We start from the raw sequence: 17,744 nt of genomic DNA, 5'->3' as shown, positions 1-17,744 counted from the left end.
AGTGTATCGCCACATTCCTACTACTATAGTCGGCCCTTTGAAATTTACCCTCCTGACTTCAATTCCCCACCGACATCGAAGGTGGCGCTGCGCCTCGTCCCGTACCCCATTTCTCATTGGGTGTTGGCCCCATTTGGAAGATGAGCTCACCTCCTGCCTTGATTTCGTCCTGGGTGATCCAGGTGCGGTTGAAAGCAGCACCATTTAACGTGGCCGACTGAATGTACTTATTGTCTTTAGAATTGTTGAGCGCTTTGATCGCAAAGGTTTTATTTCCAGCGAACTGAAGGGTGGCCTCTCCAAACAACGGACTGCCAATCACATAGTTGGGGGAGCCGGGCGTGACAGCATAAATCCCCAGGGAGCTGAGCACATACCAGGATGACAAGGAACCCATGTCTTCGTTGCCGCACAAGCCACCCGGGCCAGGGCGATACAACTCTTCGCAAATCTGTCGCACCAGCTCCTGCGTTTTCCAGGGCTGTCCTGCGTAATTGTACAAATAGGCCACATGGTGCGAGGGTTGGTTGCCATGCACATACTGGCCTATGGTGCCCACCACGCCCACGTATTTCGGAGGAGTGATCAGCGGACTCATCTCAAAAAACGTATCCAGCTTTTTGGTAAATGCTTTGTTACCGCCAAAGAGATCGATCAATCCCTGAGGGTCGTGCTGCACCGACCAAACGTACTGCCAGGCATTGGATTCTGTATAATGGCGGTTAGGACGGCGGCCCACCAGCAACGGGTCAAAGTATTTGTAGTAATGGTGCCCCTCGTATTGCACAATCTCCTGCTCATTGTTGCCTAGAGGCTCCAGCCATGTTCCATCGGCTTTTTTGGGGCGCATAAACTGCGTTTCCTTGTCCCATAATTTGGCATAGTTGCCGGCTCGTTTCATAAACAGCTTGTAGTCGTCCTGCTTGCCCAGCTCCTGAGCCAGCTGTGCAATACACCAGTCGTCGTAGGCAAGCTCCAAGGTATTAGGCACAGCTTCGGTCACCCGGTCGACGGGTGTGTAGCCCAGCTCCAGATAGTAGCCCAAGCCTGCTCTTCCCATGTATTCAGGAACGGGAGGCTGAGGGTTTTGCAATGCTTTGGTGCGCATAGCGTCGTACAGCTTCTTGATGTCATAGTCTCGGTAGCCTTTCATATACGCATCCACAATGACCGGAATCAGGTGGTCGCCCACCATCGACTCCTTAAAAACGCCCTGAAAATGCTGGGCAGGCAACCACCCAAAATTGTCTACTTTGGCTTCAATCGACCGGATAAAATCATTGACGTGCTCCGGTGCAGTTAAGGTTAGCAAAGGATGCTGCGAACGATAGGTATCCCAGCATGAAAAAGAACCGTAAAAATTGAAGCCTTTGGCAACGTGGATTTTCCCGTCTGATCCACGGTACCTGCCATCTACGTCCTGAGATATGTATTGCGACAAGAACGAGCGATAGAGAGCGGAATAGAAAATCTGCTTTTGATTGTCGGACGCTCCGTCAATTTGAATGGTAGAAAGCTCCTTTTCCCAAACCTGGCTGGCCGCCTTTCTCACCTTTTCAAAATCCCAATCGGGGATTTCAGCTTCCAGGTTCTTCCGTGCTCCTGTTACATCGACATAGGAAATGCCCACTTTCACAAGGATTTGTTCCTTCTCGTCGGTTTCAAACTGCACAAAGGCCCCAATTTTCTTACCGGCTTCCCCACTTTTATAGGGAAAAATACTGGCACCCGATTCAGGCGTCACATAGTTGGCATCGAAGGTGCCATAGTATAAAAATGGCTTACTGAATTCAGCAACAAAATACAGCTTGCCCTGCTCAGTCGCCTTCACACCTTCAATCCGGTTGTTGTTCACTATGCTCAACTCCGAATTCTGCTCGCCATACGCACTTCCTATTTGATGGCCTAGGTCCAGTATCACCCTGGAGTTTGCTGCTTTAGGGAAAGTATAGCGATGCAGCCCGACACGGCGGGTGGTGGTCAGTTCCACCTTCACATCGTAGTCTTTGAGCATGACGGAATAATAACCCGGCGACGCTTCCTCCTCTTTGTGTGAATAACTGGAACGATAGCCACTATCAGGATTTTCCTCTGTACCTGGGACTACCTGCAACACATTGCCAACTGTCGGCATAAGCATCACTTCACCGCCATTTACCATGCCCACACCACTCCAATGGGTATGGCTGAAGCCTATAATTGACGTGGATTGATAGATATAACCAGCGCAATACGTCCAACCGTCGGTTCCCACGTCCGGACTCAAATGAACCATTCCATAGGGAAGGGCCGGGCCGGGAAAAGTGTGCCCGAAAAAGTCTGTACCCAAAAAAGGATTAACATGGCTTGTTAGGGCTTGCCCGGAGCTTTGAGCGAAGGCAACCTGATGGGCAAATACAGCCAAAACCAGGGCGAGTTTGAAATGCAAAAGGAATGTTGAAAATCGTAAGGGCATTGTGCTGAAATTTTAAAATCGTTAGTAGCCGACTAAAATAGTATTTAGAATGATCAATGCCGAAGCGGTTGAAAGGAATGGGCATTTCTATCGTCCCTATTCTTTTCCGGGTGGTAGCTCTCTATTGCTGCGGTAGGAGATTGTCGGGTCGTGGTAAGTGATTAAAGAATGATGTTTAGGAGGAATTTACTGTCGGGCAAGATTATGATGCTTTTTCGCAAGAAGAAAATAGGTAATTTAGAGTATCATAAAAATCGATGAATTAAACAGGCATAAGACCCCGATTGTGAAGATCGACAAGGGGTTGAACAAACTTAAGGGGCAGGTATTATTTCCGGAGAAACTCCAAATGGCAAACAATATCCTGAAGAAAGCCGGCCTCCCCAAGACCAAATAGAGTTCCCCAATCTTCCTCGTTTCAGCAATTACTAAAACGAGCAGGGATGAAGCGGCGAATGTATCGCCTTTTACTTTTGTGCATTTCTGTAAGAACAACTCACTCCCTAAACCAACTCAGCTGCGCCCCAGCTACCTGCTTTTTGTAAGCAGTCCATTCGGTAGCATAAAAGCTGTCCGCCGCCTTCACAGACTCCCCTACCTAAAAGCCACATTTGAAAAGATACCGATAATGCTGATATTTAGGGAAATTACAGAAACCATGAAGGCAGCTATTTTATCCAGTGATTCTGATTCTGACATGAAGCTACTCATAGAACTAGCAAATAAATTAGGAATTAAAACCAAGATCTTGAGCGGGGAAGATGCTGAGGATTTGGCAATGGCATATCTCATTGATGAAGCAAAAACAGGGGAGTATGTAGACACTCAGGATTTCATCAGTAACCTTCGTAAATGAATATCCGAATCGATAAATCTTTTGAAAAGGACACCAAAAAGATAAAGGATAAAAAAGTACTGGCTCAACTGGCCGACGTAATTGAACACACCCAGGCCGCCAGAAATATTACTGAAATCAAAAACATCAAGAAGCTGAAGGGTGCCAACAGCTATTTCCGAATCAGGCTGGGAGATTTCAGAATCGGTGTATCAATCGAAGGCAACACTATCGATTTCATCAGGTTTCTTCCCCGAAAGGATGTCTACAAATACTTTCCGTAGAGAAAAATTAGTTTTCGCTTAAGTCCTCGTTTGAGCAACAGCGCCAACAAAACCTAGCCATCGATTGTGGAGACTAGCATCACTCCCTAAACCAACTCAACTTCGCCTCCTCCACCTGCTTTTTGTAGGCAGGCCATTCGGTCACGTAAAAGCTGTCCACCGCCTTCACAAATTCCCCCACCAGATGCTCGGCTTCTTCAATCACTTTCACGTCTTGGCTCGTGGGAACGAATAACCGGCCTCTCAGCGCCTGCGATGCATCGCTCAACTTAGACGTTGCGGTCACAGCAAACGACTGCCAGGCCCCTACCTGCTTATCGGGGCGGGACGCACGGGCCAGGTCGTTGAGCGCTTTGATTTTTTGCTGTATGGCTTCGGAAGCCGTCACAACTTCTTTGGCTGCGACCGCCTTAGCCTGGGTTAGCACATGCTCGATGGTTTTGTCGCTTGCTTGCAACCTGGCCATGGCACTGGACAGCTTTTCAGTAGACATATTGAGTCGCTTGCTCAGTGTGTAAACGGCCCTGTCCACCTCCTCGTCGTACTCGAACCGTGGGTCGGGAATCACCTTCACAGTTGTTTCAGAGCTTTTGTCACCATATTTGATCTTGATACTGTAGTCGCCGGGCAGCACAGGAATATCTCGTGAGCCCTCACCTACCCACGCACCCGGCAGGCGGGCCATTTGCTCGTCGAGCTTCCAGGTAATGTAGTTGAGCCCAGCCACCACGCTGTCGGTGTTCACTGTTTGGACCAGCTGGTTCTCGGCATTGTACACCTCAGCCATGGCTTTGTCACCTGCTTTGTTGTCTTTGATAAAAAACGGAATTTCCACTTTCTGAAAGGGCTTATTGGCACCCTCGAAAGTAGTATAAAAGCCTGTCCAGATATTGCCGGGAGGATTGATGAACAGGCCTTTTACCTGCACAGCATCGTTCACTGGCAAAGCTGTCAACGGCTGCTGATCCAGCTCGCCTTTGGCTAATTCACGCAGCGACAACAGATCATCCAGCACCCAAATGGCCCGACCGAAGGTGCCTACAATCAGCGCCGATTCCCGTTGCTGAACCGCCATGTCCATGGTGGACACGGAAGGGAAGCCATTTTTGAATTGCTCCCAGTTTTTGCCCTCATCTATGCTGATCCAAAGGCCATTTTCAGTCCCCAGGAATACGAGCTTCGGCTCTTTGCTGTCGGGCACTACCGACAACGCATACCCTTTTACCTGACTGGCGTCAGCCATACGTACCCAGGTTTTTCCGTAGTCCTGCGTGCGATATAAGTAGGGCGCATAATCACCCTGGCGATAATTGTTGGCCACCAGCCATACTTCACCTGCTTTGTGCGGCGATGTTTGCATCTGCGCAAGCCACGCCTGTTTTGGAAGACCTTTGATATTGGCAGTGACATTTGTCCAGGTTTTGCCTCCGTCTTTGGTCAAATGCACTAGGCCATCGTCAGACCCGGCCCAGATCACATTCTTGTCAAGGTAACTCACAGCCAGACTTATGATCGAATTGTAAATCTCCGCCCCGGAAGCATCAATGGTGAGTCCGCCGTAGTCCTGCTTTTGGTGGTCAGGGTTGTTGGTGGTGAGGTCAGGCGAAATGATCGTCCAGGTTTTTCCCTTGTCGGTGGTTTTGTGTACAAACTGGCTGCCGTGGTAAGCCACATCGTTGTTGTTTGGATCTTGCGCAAAGCCTGCGTTCCAGTTGTAGCGCAGCCGGGTGTTCATGTTTGGTGCTTTGGGTTGTATGTGCTGGTAATAGCCAGTCAGCTTGTCGTAGCGATAGAGCTCGCCATTTTGCGAAGTGCCGTAGCCAAACCGTGAGTCTACCGAGTCAGGTTGGATGATAAAGCCGTCCCCACCTACCAAATACTGCCAGTAGAGTGTGCGGATGCCGCCCCGTTTCCACACATAGCCAGGGCCCGACCAGTTACCGTTGTCCTGCATGCCGCCGTACACATTGTAGGGCATATCTTCATCCACGTTGATGTGGTAAAACTGAGCCACAGGGATTGTTTCAGGGAAATACCAGGCTTTGCCATGGTCGTGGGTGATGCCAATGCCACCATCGCCGCCAATGATAAAGAAAGTGGGATCATTCGGGTCTACCCAAAAGGCATGGAAGTCGGCATGAATGCCCTTGGTTTCGTCAGCAGGGATCATCGGCACCGGATCGAAAGACACACCTCCGTCGTAGCTCACATGCAGTGGCTGGTAGATGTTGTAGAGCCTGTTCGGGTCTTTGGTATCCACAGCCAATTCCTGAAAGTAGAAAGGCCGGTTGTTGGTGAACCTGGGGTTGTCGTTGATCATTTTCCACGACAAGCCGCCATCGTCGCTGCGGTAAAGGGCATTTTTGGTGGCCTCCACTTTGGCATAAATCCGGTTGGGGTCGCTTGGGGCGATGGCAAGCCCTATTCGCCCCAGTTCGCCGGCAGGTAGCCCGTCAGATTCACCAAGTTTTTTCCAGTTTTCACCGCCGTCGTAGGTCATGTACAAGCCTGAGCCCGAACCACCAGATGTGAAGCTATACGGCGTGCGGCGGTGCTCATACATGGCAGCCAGCAGCTTATTAGGGTTAGCTGGATCCATCACCAGGTCGGCAATACCTGATTGAGCGTTGGTATAAAGGATTTTCTTCCATGTCACCCCGCCGTCCGTCGTCTTATAAAGCCCTCTCTCGGTATGCGGTGTAAACGGATCGCCCATCACGCCGACGTACACGGTGTTTCCGTCAGCCGGATCGACGATAATTCTATGAATTGTTTTCGAATTTTCCAGTCCTACCCTTTTCCATGTTTTGCCGGCATCAATCGATTTGAACAAACCAAGGCCAAGGTTCATTGAGTTGCGGGGGTTGCCCTCACCAGTACCCACCCATACCACACTCGGGTTGCTCTGCTGCACAGCAATGGCACCAATGTTGACTGTTGGATTGTCATCAAAAATACTCTCCCAGGCAGTGCCGCCATTCTCTGATTTCCACACCCCTCCGGAGGCAGCGCCTATGTAAATGATCTTTGTGGGCGTATCGACCACAGCAGTAATGGCGGTGATCCGACCACTCATGTTGGCAGGACCGACATTCCTGATTTTGAGATTTTGAAACTTGTCGGAGGGGAATTTTTGTGCGAGACTGCCAGAAAGGGTAGCAATACTCAGGGCAAAAACGAGAACGTATTTGATGTGCTTTTCGGAGATCATACCTGTATGTTTAACGAAGGAAAGGTATTAAGCAATCTCCTATAACTCAACCGGCAAAAGGATGGATGGAGAAAACAACCAACCTTCGGCCATTCTTTTCACGTCTGCCCGCAAAACCGTTTGGGGTATTTCCTTTATGTTAACATATTCGTATGTTATTAAAGAACACATAATGGCTGCGTCAACTCAATTAGCAAGCCCGGTCGATATTATTGCACCCGGAGCCTGTTTACGCTGGCCTAACCTGTTTTGAAAACAAGATTTATGAGCGATTCGAGAAGAGAGTTCCTGAAAAAAGCGGCCCTGCTGGCTGGTGGCACCAGCGTTTGGAGCACACTGCCCATTTCGATTGAAAAGGCTTTGGCTATTTCACCTGATCCCGGCACTACCTTTTACGATGCCGAGCATGTGGTGCTGCTCATGCAGGAAAACCGGTCGTTCGACCATTGCTTTGGCATGCTCAAAGGCGTACGGGGCTTCAACGATCCCCTCGCTATTTCGCTGCCAGACAAAAATCCTGTATGGTTTCAGCCTGACAGTGCCGGCAACAGGTTCCCTCCTTTCCGCCTCGACATGAAAGACACCAAAGCAACGTGGATAGGCGGCGTGCCTCACTCCTGGGAAGACCAGGTCGACGCCCGCAACAATGGCAAATACGATGGCTGGATAGAAGCCAAAAGACCGGGCAACAAAGACTACAAGCACATCCCCCTTACCATGGGCTACTATACCCGGGAAGACATTCCTTTTTACTATTCATTGGCCGACGCTTTTACTGTTTGCGACCAGCATTTCTGCGCCGCCCTTACCGGCACCACCACCAACCGGAGCTACCACTGGACTGGTAAAACACACGGCGAGCCAGGCGACAAAGCCAAAGTGAGAAATGGAGAAGTGACCTATGGCAGGGAGGCCAGCTGGGCCACCTTCCCTGAAAGACTGGAGGACAACGGCATTTCCTGGAAAGTCTATCAAAACGAAATCAGCCTGCCCACCAATGTGGAGGACGACTCGTTGCTTGCCAACTTTACAGACAACAACCTGGAGTGGTTTACCCAGTATGGCGTGCGTTATAGCAAAGGTTTTCATGAGTACCTGAAGACGAAAGAAAAAGAGCTACCCGGTGACTTGGCAGCACTCGAAAAAGCACTAAACGAGCCTGGCGCAGATAAAGCCAAATTACAGGAACAAATTGATGCAGCAAAACAAGGTATTGCTCAGGTAAACGACCTCCTGCAGCAATGGAATCCTGATGCCTTCGAGAAGCTTTCAGAGCGGGAGAAAAACCTACACAATAAGGCCTTCACAACCAATATTGGTGATCCCGACTACCACAAGGTAGCAGACATGACCTACTCCGACAATGGCGTGGAACGCTCGACAAAAGTACCCAAAGGAGACATTCTGTATCAGTTCCGAAAAGACGTAAAAGAAGGCAAATTACCTACCGTTTCCTGGCTGGCAGCGCCTCAGAAATTCTCCGATCACCCAAGTGCACCATGGTATGGTGCCTGGTATGTGTCTGAGGTAATGGACATCCTCACCGAGAATCCAGAGGTCTGGAAAAAGACAATTTTCATCCTCAACTACGACGAAAACGATGGCTATTTCGACCACATCCCTCCCTTTGTAGTACCCAACCCAGCCGATTCAAATGATGGCAAAATCTCAGATGGCTTGAAAGTCGATGGTGAGTACGTGACCGTAGACGAAGAAACAAAAGCTGGCTTTGAGGAAAAGGAGGCAAGGACTAGTCCGGTAGGTTTGGGTTACCGTGTACCGCTTATTGTGGCCTCACCATGGTCTCGGGGTGGATGGGTGAATTCAGAAGTGTGTGATATTACGTCTACCATCATGTTCATGGAAAAATTCCTTTCCAAAAAGACAGGTAAAAAAATTGAAGAGCCCAACATTAGTTCCTGGCGCCGGGCAATCAGTGGCGACCTCACCTCTGTATTCAGACCATACAATGGCGAGCAGATTGACATACCAGCGTCACTTGATAGAGATAAGTATATTCAGGAAATCTACAATGCCAGCTTCAAAGGCTTGCCCAACAACTTCAAACCCCTGAAAGCAGATACCAGGATGTTGACGACACAGCTCCCAAAACAGGAGCCTGGCACCAAGCCTTCCAATGCGCTGGGCTACGAATTGCACGTAACAGGCAATTTAACTCACGACAGCAAGCATTTCCGCATTCGCTTCAAAGCGGGAAAGGGTCTATTTGGCGAAAGCTCCCTGGGCGCACCATTCAATGTATACGCTCCTGGCAAATATCTGAATCAGGTGACAAATACCTTTGAACCGGTAAAAACATGGGCTTTTGCTGTGAAAGCAGGCGACGAAATTGAGTACCAGTGGCCATTGGATAACTTCGAGAATGGACAATACCACCTGAGAGTGTATGGCCCAAACGGCTTTTTCAGGGAGTTTGCTGGCAATGAAGGGAATGGCGTAGACGTAACGTGTATCCCGGAAATGACTGGAGGAAAAGTCAATGGGAAGTTGCGAGTTTCAATTATCAACAGAAGCAAAGGTATTTTAAAATTGGAGCTCAAAGACGATAAATACCAACACCTGGAAAAAGAGCTGAAGCTAAAAGCTGATGGTTTGGAAAGCCTGACGCTTAACACCGCATCGAGCAAGGGCTGGTACGACTTTTCTGTGACAAGTCCCGCCGACCCCAACCTGAAAGTACGGTTTGCCGGGAGGCTCGAAACCGGAGCGAACAGCATATCGGATCCGTATATGGGGAGGGGGTGAAAAAATAGTTCATGAAGGCAATGAGCTACAGCCTCGCAGGATATCGTCATTTCGAAACGTAGCGTTAGCGTAGTGAGAAATCTCCGTGGCCTAGCAGTAGGTCTGGGGGATTTCTCGATCGTTCCTCCCTCGAAATGACGAGCATTTGGAGGCAGTAAAGCATCTCTAACACTTCATTTTTATCCCGCCATATCAAACTCTTCCCTTAGCGCATAGGTCTTTTTCATCTTCCTGATCAGCGCTGCCGACTGCTGGAAGTCCAGTGTTTGCTGCCCATCGCTGGCTGCTTTTTCAGGTAGTGGATGAATTTCAAAGATCACACCGTCGGCACCGGCCATTACCGCTGCCAGCGACATGCTGTCGACATAATCACGGATACCAATGCCATGCGAAGGATCCACCACTACCGGCAAATGTGTCTTATCCTTCAAAATGGGCACTGCATTCAAGTCAAGTGTGTTACGGCTGGCTTTTTCGTAAGTTCGAATGCCTCTTTCACAAAGGATCAACTTCTCGTTGCCCCCTGAAAAAACATACTCAGCAGAATATAAAAGTTCTTCTATTGTTCCTGAAATTCCCCTTTTGATCATGACGGCCTTATCCACTTTGCCCAGCTCATCCAGCAAGTTGAAATTTTGCGTATTCCTGGCACCAACCTGAAACACATCTACGTAAGGATACATCTCTTCAATCTGCGACACCTGCATCACTTCAGTCACAATCTTGATGCCTTCTTCCCTGGCAATACTATACCACATCTTCAGTCCATCAATGCCCATGCCACGGAACGAATATGGCGAGCTTCTCGGTTTGAAAACGCCACCCCTCATGATGTTCACCCCGTTCTCCTTCAGGTGTTTGATGGTCTCCCTGACGTTCTCCTCTCCCTCTATGCTGCAAGGCCCAGCCATGATGGAAAAGCTACCATCGCCGATGACAACGCCATCGCCAAGGTCGATTTGGGTGGAATTCACCTTCCATTTCCGGGACACCAGCTTATAGTCATCCGACACTTTGTGGATGTCGATGATCCCCGGCAGAAAGCCGAGCTGCCTAATGTCGATATTGGTTTTACCGATACACACCAAATAGTCGCCCATCTGGGTCTTCACTTCAGTTCCTTTGAACTTCAGTTGGCCGAGGGTATCGGTAATCTTCGCCTTCGCTTCTTCCGAAATAGCCGGATCGAGTTGGATAATCATAACGGGTGTTTTTAATAGTTCTTATTTGTTATCGACGACATAAAAAGTGCATAGAATAGCCAGAAGTTGGGGGCGTCTATCAATAGCCACCAAGTGGCCGAATTGAGCGCTAAAAATCCTTTGGCTCCCTTCAGGGTTGGGGTGAAACAAAGGATTTTTAGCCGTTTTCAAAATGTCTTAACCAGCCAAGCCGTCAATTTCCTTTTATGCCTTTCACAAACTGTTTGATGTCGGCCTCCATATTGTCCGACTTCTCCAGCAGGTCAATGAAGGCGCTACCAATAATGGCACCACTGGCATACCGACAGGCTCTTTCAAAAGTTTCGTTGTTCGAAATACCAAATCCAATCAACCGTGGGTTCTTCAGCTTGAGCATCTGAATCCTGGCAAAATAGGCTTCCTGCACCTCACTCACAGCCCCTTTGGCACCAGTTGTGCTGGCAGAGGAAACCATGTAGATAAAACCTTCGGTATGCTCATCAATTTCACGAATCCTCTCTTCCGATGTTTGAGGTGTAATGAGATAGATATTGTGCAGGCCGTATTTTATGAAGGTTTCTTTGTAAAACTTTCGGTATTCGTATACTGGCAGGTCAGGCAAAATGAGGCCGTCGATACCTATTTCCTGGCACCTGGCACAGAATTTCTCCAGGCCGTATTGCATCACAGGATTGAAGTAGCCCATCAATAAAACGGGGATATCGATTTCAGAACGCATGCCCTCCAGTTGATCGAACAGCAGCTTCATGTTCATGCCATTCTCAAGAGCCTGCTGGTTGCTTTTTTGGATGGTGGGCCCATCGGCCACGGGATCTGAAAAGGGAATGCCTACCTCAATCACATCGGCTCCGCCATCCTGCAGCGCTTTCATGATCTTTCGTGTATCATGCAAACCAGGGTAGCCCGCAGTAAAATACATCGACAATATGTGATCTGCCTTTTCGGTAAAAAGGGTGTCTATCCTATTTGCTTCTATTATTTCACTCATGTCATTTTCATTTCATTAATTACCACTTTCAGGTTGCTCACAAAGGCGCAGAGGCGCAAAGCTCTCTACTTTGGTCTTCAGGCGGCTGCCTTCCCTATCTCCTAGCGCTGCCGTACCGACCTCCTACTTCAGTCCCGCCAGTAGTCGGGCAAGCTTCCTACCTTCCGTCTCCCTTGCCTGCCGAAGCTTTAGCGGAGGTGGGCTACTTCCGTCTTCCTAATACCCCCCCCACTTAATATACGTCTCCAGGTCTTTGTCGCCCCGGCCTGAAAGATTAAGCACCACAACATCAGTAGGTTTAAATGTCAGCTTTCCCAGCGCCGCAATGGCATGGGCTGATTCGATGGCGGGTATAATGCCCTCCAGCCGACTAAGTTCAACACCAGCTACCATAGCTTCTTCGTCAGTAGCATTCAGGAATATCCCCCTTTTGCTATCAAACAAATGGGCGTGCAAAGGGCCAATGCCTGGGTAATCGAGGCCGGCAGATATTGAATGCGGCTCTACAACCTGTCCATCTTCAGTTTGCATCAGTATCGTGCGGCTGCCATGTAAAACACCATCCCGGCCCAAAGCGGTTGTAGCTGCTGACTTGCCCGAATCAACTCCGTGCCCGGCTGCCTCCACAGCTACCAGTTGCACTCCTGGCTCATCGAGAAAGTGATAAAATGCACCAGCAGCGTTAGAGCCGCCACCTACACAAGCAACGACATAGTCGGGGGTTTCGGTTCCTTCTTTGAGCAAAAGCTGCTCCCGCATTTCCTCACTGATCACCGACTGGAAGCGAGCCACCATGTCGGGATATGGATGCGGGCCAACCACGCTTCCAATGATGTAGTGGGTTTCGTTCGGATTATTGATCCAGTGGCGCATCGCCTCGTTGGTGGCATCTTTCAACGTACGGCTGCCCGATTTTGCCGGACGCACTTCCGCTCCCAATATTCGCATACGCTCTACATTCGGCCGCTGCCTTGCCATGTCCACTTCACCCATGTACACAATGCACTCCATGCCCATGAGCGCACAGACGGTAGCAGTGGCCACTCCATGCTGACCGGCACCAGTTTCCGCAATGATCTTTTTCTTACCCAACCTCTGGGCGAGCAAGATCTGCCCAACAGTATTATTCACTTTATGGGCACCAGTATGACACAGGTCTTCTCTTTTCAGGTAAATTTTTGCGCCGTACTTTTCAGACAAACGGCTGGCTAAATACAATGGCGTAGGTCGCCCCACATAATCTTTTAAAAGCCCGTGAAAGGCCTCCTGAAATTCCGGAGCATACATAATGTCGAGGTATTTTTCCTTCAGCTCCTCTACATTTGGATAGAGCATCTCAGGAATGAAGGCACCTCCAAACTTTCCATAGTATCCCTGCTCGTCCACTGCATATTTGGATATTGTTTGTTCCATCAGATTGTCTCTTTTTTCAGTGTTCCCATTCTCTTCTTCAATGCCAGCAGCTTGTCGATGTCTTTCAAGCCGGGCGAAACTTCAAACCTGCTGTTCACGTCAATCCCGAAAAGCTTAGGCAAGTCCAACTGCTCTATATCATCTATATCCTCAAGGCTAATGCCCCCGCTCAGAAAAAAGGGAATACTTAGCTTGTAAGAGTTGAGCAATGTCCAGTCAAATTTCTCGCCCGACCCTCCGTAGTTAGGTGTCTTGGTGTCGAAAAGAGCAAAATCGATACACCCCTCAAACGCCTCCACTTTTTTGAAATCAAAAGAATTGCTCACCTGAAAGGCTTTGATCACCTTCATTCCTTTTTTCCTCAACTCGACACAATACTGAGGAAACTCGTCTCCATGCAGTTGCACATACTCCAACTTGTATTCCTCTACCACCTTCACAATGTCCCAAAGAGGAGCATTCACAAACACCCCTACCTTTTTTGCTCCCGGAGGAAATATACTTGTGCCGGTAAACAATAATTCACTTCCAACGAACCGGGGAGATTTTGAAAAAAAGATCATTCCCATGAAATCAGGCTCCACTTCTTTAAGCCTCTTAATGTTGTCAGGAAATTTCATCCCGCACACTTTCAAATGCAGACGTTGGTTAGCCATATATATTAAACCGTTTGGGTTTTGGTTTTCTCCAGAAAATGAAAGCGCTCAATAAAATGCTTCGCACCCACCTCAGGCCTGCTTTCTTTCATAAATTGCTCGCCGATGAGGAATCCTTCAAAGCCGCATTCTTTTAATTCGAGCATAACGGCTGGATCACTTATGCCGCTCTCCGAAATCTTCACATAATCCTCAGGAATTTTTGCCACTAGCTCCTTGCTGATATTGATATCCGTCACGAAGCGCTTCAGATCACGATTGTTCACCCCTACTATATCTAGTTCGGGATGGATATTGTTCAATAACTCTTCTTCGTTGTGCACCTCCATCAGCACTTCGAGGCCTAGCGACTTGGCAAACTGCGCCAGGCCTTTCAGTCGTTTTGGTGGCAAGGCAGCAGCTATCAGCAGTATCACATCGGCGCCAATTGATTTGGCTTCAATGATTTGATATTCGTCGATAATAAAATCCTTTCGGAGAATGGGGCAAAAGTTGAAGTTTCTGGCGGTGGTCAGGTCCTCATTTTTACCTCCGAAGAACTCACTGTCAGTAAGGATGGAAAGCCCACTTGCGCCAGCTTGCATATACCCTATGGAAATGCGCTCCACCGAGACGTTGGGATTGATGACTCCTTTCGAAGGGGACTTTCTTTTGATTTCGGCGATGATGCCAGACTTATCGGGTCGAAGCAGGTACTTTTTCATCGACACAGTGGGCGAAGGAAAGTAGATGCTCTCTTCCAGTAGCTTAGCTGGAAACAGCTCTTTTCGTCGCTCTACTTCCTGCTTTTTTACAGCAAGAATCTTATCCAGGATATTCTCCATTGCTTACAAAATTATGAAATACTTACAGATATCTTTGAATCGCCAACTAAGTTTCTGAATGTTTGGAAAGCCCTGCCAGATTCAAGAGATTCTTTGGCCATTTGCACTCCCTCCTTCACAGAACTTAGCTGCTTACCTACGTAAAGTGCCAGCCCGGCATTGGCCAAAACGGCCTCTGTCTGGGCTCTGGTTCCCTCCCCTTTGATCACTTTCAAAAAGATAGCCGCCGACTCGTCAATTGTCTCGCCACCCTTTAGTTCAATTGCCTTCACGGTCGACAAACCCAGGTCTCCCGGGTACAGCACCTTCTCCCCCTGATTGGTAATCATTTTAAACCCTCCGGTGAGCGACACTTCGTCGTATCCATCCAGAGAATGAAGGATGACAAACTCCTTACCCGACCGCTGATAGAGGTAGCCGTAAAGCCGAGCCAATTCCAGGCTAAAAACACCGACAAGCTGCTTGTCGGGGAAAGCCGGATTTACCATGGGGCCGAGCATGTTGAAGAAGGTTTTCACGCCCAGCTCCTTCCTGATAGGCGCTATGTTCTTCATGGCCGGATGAAAGAGCGGCGCATGCAAAAAACAGATGCCACTTTCGGCAATACTCTTCTCAATCTTGTCCTTGTCGTTGGTGAATTCGTAGCCAAAATAGGCCAGCAGATTCGACGAGCCGCAAATGGACGAAACACCATTGTTACCATGCTTGGCCACATTTTGTCCGGCCCCAGCCACTACAAAAGACGCCAGGGTAGAAATATTAAAAGTGTCTTTGCCATCGCCGCCTGTTCCGCACAGGTCAATGGCGTCGTATTTTTTAAGGTCGAGCGCAACGCATAAATCCAGCATGGCATCACGGAACCCCTCAAGTTCTTCTACGGTAATCGACCGCATCATAAAGACTGTGAGAAACGCAGCCATTTGCGATGGGTTGTATTCCCCCTTAGCAAGGTTCACCAGTATTTCCCTGGCCCGCTCCTTTGTCAGCGATTTATACTCGAATAGTTCGTTCAGTACTTCCTTCATTGCACTAACATTTTGTTACCCAGTTATTAATCATTTGTTTGCCATGCTCGGTCAGAATAGACTCAGGGTGAAACTGCACGCCTCTGACGCTATACTGTTTGTGCCGCATCGACATAATGTTTCCTTCTGCATCTTTTGACGTCACCAGCAAGTCCCCCGGGAGGTTCTTAGCCACCACCGACCATGAATGGTACCGGCACACCCTAAAACTATCAGGCAAGCCTTCGAACAGCGCATCTTCTACACCAGTTCTGATGGTGTCGTTAGCTACCCCGTGCAGCACAACAGGCATGTTGAACAGCTCCCCTCCGAAGGTCTCACCTATGGCCTGGTGACCCAAACAAACGCCGAGAATACTTTTGGTAGGTGAATACTTCTTCAAAAGCTCGGGCATAATGCCAGCATCCTTTGGAAGGCCAGGGCCAGGCGATAGCAGTATCTTATCATATCGCCCTACCTCTTCCAGGCCAATTTTGTCATTTCTGAACACATCGGTAGTGTCGCCATACCCAAGTTCCACTAGTATGTGAACCAGGTTATAGGTGAATGAATCGTAATTATCTAATACAAGAATCTTCATATTTCCTGCGCCAGCTCAAGCGCCGATTTTAAAGCCGCCAATTTATTATACACTTCCTGCACTTCACTTTCCGGATTCGACTTCGCCACAATGCCAGCTCCTGCCTGGTAGAACAGCGTATTGTTCTGCGCAAGAAACGATCTTATCATAATGGCGTGATTGAAATCACCATTCAGGCCAAGGTAGCCGATGGCCCCACCATAGTAGCCTCTTTTAACCGCCTCGTACTTATCAATCAACTGCATGGCCATGTGCTTTGGTGCGCCCGACAAGGTGCCTGCCGGAAAAGTGCTGCCCACCATTTCCAGTGGAGAAGTACCTTTTTTCAACTTACCCGACACCTTCGAAACCAGGTGAATCACATGCGAATAGTACTGAATCTCCTTGTAGGTTTCCACCTTCACAGCATCGCTGCTTTTGCTCAGATCGTTCCTTGCCAAATCCACCAACATCACATGCTCTGAGTCCTCTTTAGGGTCTTCATAAAGCTTCTTGGCCAGCTCAGCATCCGACTGGTCATTGCCTGTTCTTCGGAAAGTGCCCGCTATAGGGTAAATAGTGGCTTCACCGTTTTTTATCACTATCTGCGCCTCAGGCGAGGAGCCGAAAATTTTGAAATTTCCGTAGTCAAAATAGAATAAATAAGGAGAAGGATTAATGGAGCGGAGGGCACGATACACCTGAAATTCATCGCCTTCGAAGGAAGACTGAAACCTGCGGGAAAGCACGATTTGAAACACATCACCCACCTGGCAATGATGTATTCCTTTTTTCACAATCTCCAAAAACTCCGCATCTGTAAAGTTCGATTCCTCTCCGTTCTTTATGCTAAAATGAAAAGTAGGCACATTGCGACTAGTGATCAGGCTCACCATTTCATCGATGTTGGAGGCCTGACCGTCGATTTGATTTTCGACGATAAACAGGTCATTCTTAAAATGGTCAATAGCAATCACATACCTGAAAAGCGAATAGTGCATATCAGGAATATGGAATTGATCCTTTTTGGATGAGTCAAACTTAATGTCCTCAAACCGTTGTACAGCATCATAGGCCAGGTAGCCAAACAGACCTGCTACAGAAAACTTAACACCCGCCTCTTCTTTAATATCAAACTTGCCCATGAAGGCACTCATCAATTCGGTAAGTTTACCGGCGTCGCCTAACGAATGGTTCTCCACGCTGTTGTCGGGAAATTCGGATGAAAATTCCCTGCCTCTTAGCGTCATGGAGGCCATTGGTTGACAGCAAATAAATGACATACTGTTTTCCTGTCCATGATAATCAGAACTTTCAAGCAGAAACGTATTCGGATACTTGTCTCTCAGTCTGAGGTAAATACTCACTGGAGTGTGGGTATCTGCCAGCAATTTTTTGGATGTTTGCCTGATGTGATACATAAAAATTTGGTTCATGGTGCAACAAAAAAGGGCCTGCGTGAACAGGCCCTTTTTTCAAGATCATAAAATCTACCGGTTCACGATTCGAATGTCGAATTGTGCCAC

The 17,744-nt window shown here is 48.5% G+C and carries 13 protein-coding genes; 3 read left to right on the top strand and 10 right to left on the bottom strand.

Going from position 1 to position 17,744, the window contains the following annotated elements; genetic code table 11:
• Nucleotides 1-58: 58 nt before the first annotated feature.
• Entirely contained in the window at nt 59-2,455 is a 2,397-nt protein-coding gene (locus RIF36_RS19155) for a GH92 family glycosyl hydrolase (RefSeq protein ID WP_350129283.1), read from the bottom strand.
• A 658-nt stretch (nt 2,456-3,113) separates the two neighbouring features.
• Between RIF36_RS19155 and RIF36_RS19150 the strand changes: the two genes are divergently transcribed.
• Nucleotides 3,114-3,311: a hypothetical protein gene (locus RIF36_RS19150; RefSeq protein WP_339785978.1), complete on the top strand. Its 198-nt coding sequence runs from the start codon at nt 3,114-3,116 to the stop codon at nt 3,309-3,311.
• On the top strand, nt 3,308-3,574 hold the full coding sequence (locus tag RIF36_RS19145; protein ID WP_350129287.1) for a type II toxin-antitoxin system RelE family toxin: 267 nt from the start codon (nt 3,308-3,310) through the stop codon (nt 3,572-3,574). The genes RIF36_RS19150 and RIF36_RS19145 overlap by 4 nt, the downstream gene beginning before the upstream one ends.
• Nucleotides 3,575-3,653: 79 nt before the next feature.
• Here RIF36_RS19145 and RIF36_RS19140 read toward each other — a convergent pair whose 3' ends face one another.
• Entirely contained in the window at nt 3,654-6,785 is a 3,132-nt protein-coding gene (locus RIF36_RS19140; RefSeq protein ID WP_350149525.1) for a VPS10 domain-containing protein, read from the bottom strand.
• Between the two features lie 264 nt (nt 6,786-7,049).
• Between RIF36_RS19140 and RIF36_RS19135 the strand changes: the two genes are divergently transcribed.
• Nucleotides 7,050-9,551 carry a phosphocholine-specific phospholipase C gene (locus RIF36_RS19135; RefSeq protein WP_350129293.1) on the top strand — a complete coding sequence of 834 codons (2,502 nt, stop codon included), beginning with the start codon at nt 7,050-7,052 and terminating at the stop codon, nt 9,549-9,551.
• A gap of 179 nt (nt 9,552-9,730) precedes the next feature.
• On the opposite strand, the gene RIF36_RS19130 is transcribed toward RIF36_RS19135, so the two are convergent.
• From RIF36_RS19130 to RIF36_RS19095, 8 genes are all read right to left on the bottom strand, one after another.
• Nucleotides 9,731-10,753 (bottom strand): bifunctional 3-deoxy-7-phosphoheptulonate synthase/chorismate mutase, encoded by a 1,023-nt coding sequence (locus RIF36_RS19130; protein WP_350129296.1) that lies wholly within the window; start codon nt 10,751-10,753, stop codon nt 9,731-9,733.
• Nucleotides 10,754-10,946: 193 nt separating this feature from the next.
• Complete coding sequence (trpA, locus tag RIF36_RS19125) at nt 10,947-11,741, bottom strand: tryptophan synthase subunit alpha (protein ID WP_350129299.1); 795 nt, start codon at nt 11,739-11,741, stop codon at nt 10,947-10,949.
• A gap of 216 nt (nt 11,742-11,957) precedes the next feature.
• Nucleotides 11,958-13,154, bottom strand: coding sequence for a tryptophan synthase subunit beta (trpB, locus tag RIF36_RS19120; protein ID WP_350129302.1), 1,197 nt, complete (start codon nt 13,152-13,154; stop codon nt 11,958-11,960).
• The gene (locus RIF36_RS19115) at nt 13,154-13,810 is read right to left on the bottom strand and encodes a phosphoribosylanthranilate isomerase (RefSeq protein WP_350129305.1); all 657 of its coding nucleotides are present in this window, start codon (nt 13,808-13,810) and stop codon (nt 13,154-13,156) included. Before RIF36_RS19115 ends, trpB begins: the two co-directional genes overlap by 1 nt.
• 5 nt (nt 13,811-13,815) lie before the next feature.
• Nucleotides 13,816-14,634: an indole-3-glycerol phosphate synthase TrpC gene (trpC, locus tag RIF36_RS19110; protein ID WP_350070154.1), complete on the bottom strand. Its 819-nt coding sequence runs from the start codon at nt 14,632-14,634 to the stop codon at nt 13,816-13,818.
• An 11-nt stretch (nt 14,635-14,645) separates the two neighbouring features.
• Nucleotides 14,646-15,659 (bottom strand): anthranilate phosphoribosyltransferase, encoded by a 1,014-nt coding sequence (gene trpD / locus RIF36_RS19105; RefSeq protein WP_350129308.1) that lies wholly within the window; start codon nt 15,657-15,659, stop codon nt 14,646-14,648.
• A gap of 4 nt (nt 15,660-15,663) precedes the next feature.
• Nucleotides 15,664-16,239 (bottom strand): anthranilate synthase component II, encoded by a 576-nt coding sequence (locus tag RIF36_RS19100; RefSeq protein WP_350129311.1) that lies wholly within the window; start codon nt 16,237-16,239, stop codon nt 15,664-15,666.
• On the bottom strand, nt 16,236-17,639 hold the full coding sequence (locus RIF36_RS19095) for an anthranilate synthase component I family protein (RefSeq protein ID WP_350129313.1): 1,404 nt from the start codon (nt 17,637-17,639) through the stop codon (nt 16,236-16,238). Before RIF36_RS19095 ends, RIF36_RS19100 begins: the two co-directional genes overlap by 4 nt.
• Nucleotides 17,640-17,744 lie beyond the last annotated feature (105 nt).

The organism is Imperialibacter sp. (genome assembly GCF_040222815.1).
Classification (GTDB): domain Bacteria; phylum Bacteroidota; class Bacteroidia; order Cytophagales; family Cyclobacteriaceae; genus Imperialibacter.
This window is presented reverse-complemented; position numbering and strand designations above follow the sequence as displayed.

What these genes read in the sequence shown, in the direction of transcription:
- RIF36_RS19135 (WP_350129293.1), top strand. Translation starts at nt 7,050, where the DNA reads ATGAGCGATTCGAGAAGAGAGTTCCTGAAAAAAGCGGCCCTGCTGGCT.
- trpA (WP_350129299.1), bottom strand. Translation starts at nt 11,741, where the DNA reads ATGAGTGAAATAATAGAAGCAAATAGGATAGACACCCTTTTTACCGAA.
- RIF36_RS19130 (WP_350129296.1), bottom strand. Translation starts at nt 10,753, where the DNA reads ATGATTATCCAACTCGATCCGGCTATTTCGGAAGAAGCGAAGGCGAAG.
- RIF36_RS19115 (WP_350129305.1), bottom strand. Translation starts at nt 13,810, where the DNA reads ATGGCTAACCAACGTCTGCATTTGAAAGTGTGCGGGATGAAATTTCCT.
- trpC (WP_350070154.1), bottom strand. Translation starts at nt 14,634, where the DNA reads ATGGAGAATATCCTGGATAAGATTCTTGCTGTAAAAAAGCAGGAAGTA.
- RIF36_RS19100 (WP_350129311.1), bottom strand. Translation starts at nt 16,239, where the DNA reads ATGAAGATTCTTGTATTAGATAATTACGATTCATTCACCTATAACCTG.
- RIF36_RS19095 (WP_350129313.1), bottom strand. Translation starts at nt 17,639, where the DNA reads ATGTATCACATCAGGCAAACATCCAAAAAATTGCTGGCAGATACCCAC.
- RIF36_RS19145 (WP_350129287.1), top strand. Translation starts at nt 3,308, where the DNA reads ATGAATATCCGAATCGATAAATCTTTTGAAAAGGACACCAAAAAGATA.
- trpB (WP_350129302.1), bottom strand. Translation starts at nt 13,154, where the DNA reads ATGGAACAAACAATATCCAAATATGCAGTGGACGAGCAGGGATACTAT.
- RIF36_RS19155 (WP_350129283.1), bottom strand. Translation starts at nt 2,455, where the DNA reads ATGCCCTTACGATTTTCAACATTCCTTTTGCATTTCAAACTCGCCCTG.
- trpD (WP_350129308.1), bottom strand. Translation starts at nt 15,659, where the DNA reads ATGAAGGAAGTACTGAACGAACTATTCGAGTATAAATCGCTGACAAAG.
- RIF36_RS19150 (WP_339785978.1), top strand. Translation starts at nt 3,114, where the DNA reads ATGAAGGCAGCTATTTTATCCAGTGATTCTGATTCTGACATGAAGCTA.
- RIF36_RS19140 (WP_350149525.1), bottom strand. Translation starts at nt 6,785, where the DNA reads ATGATCTCCGAAAAGCACATCAAATACGTTCTCGTTTTTGCCCTGAGT.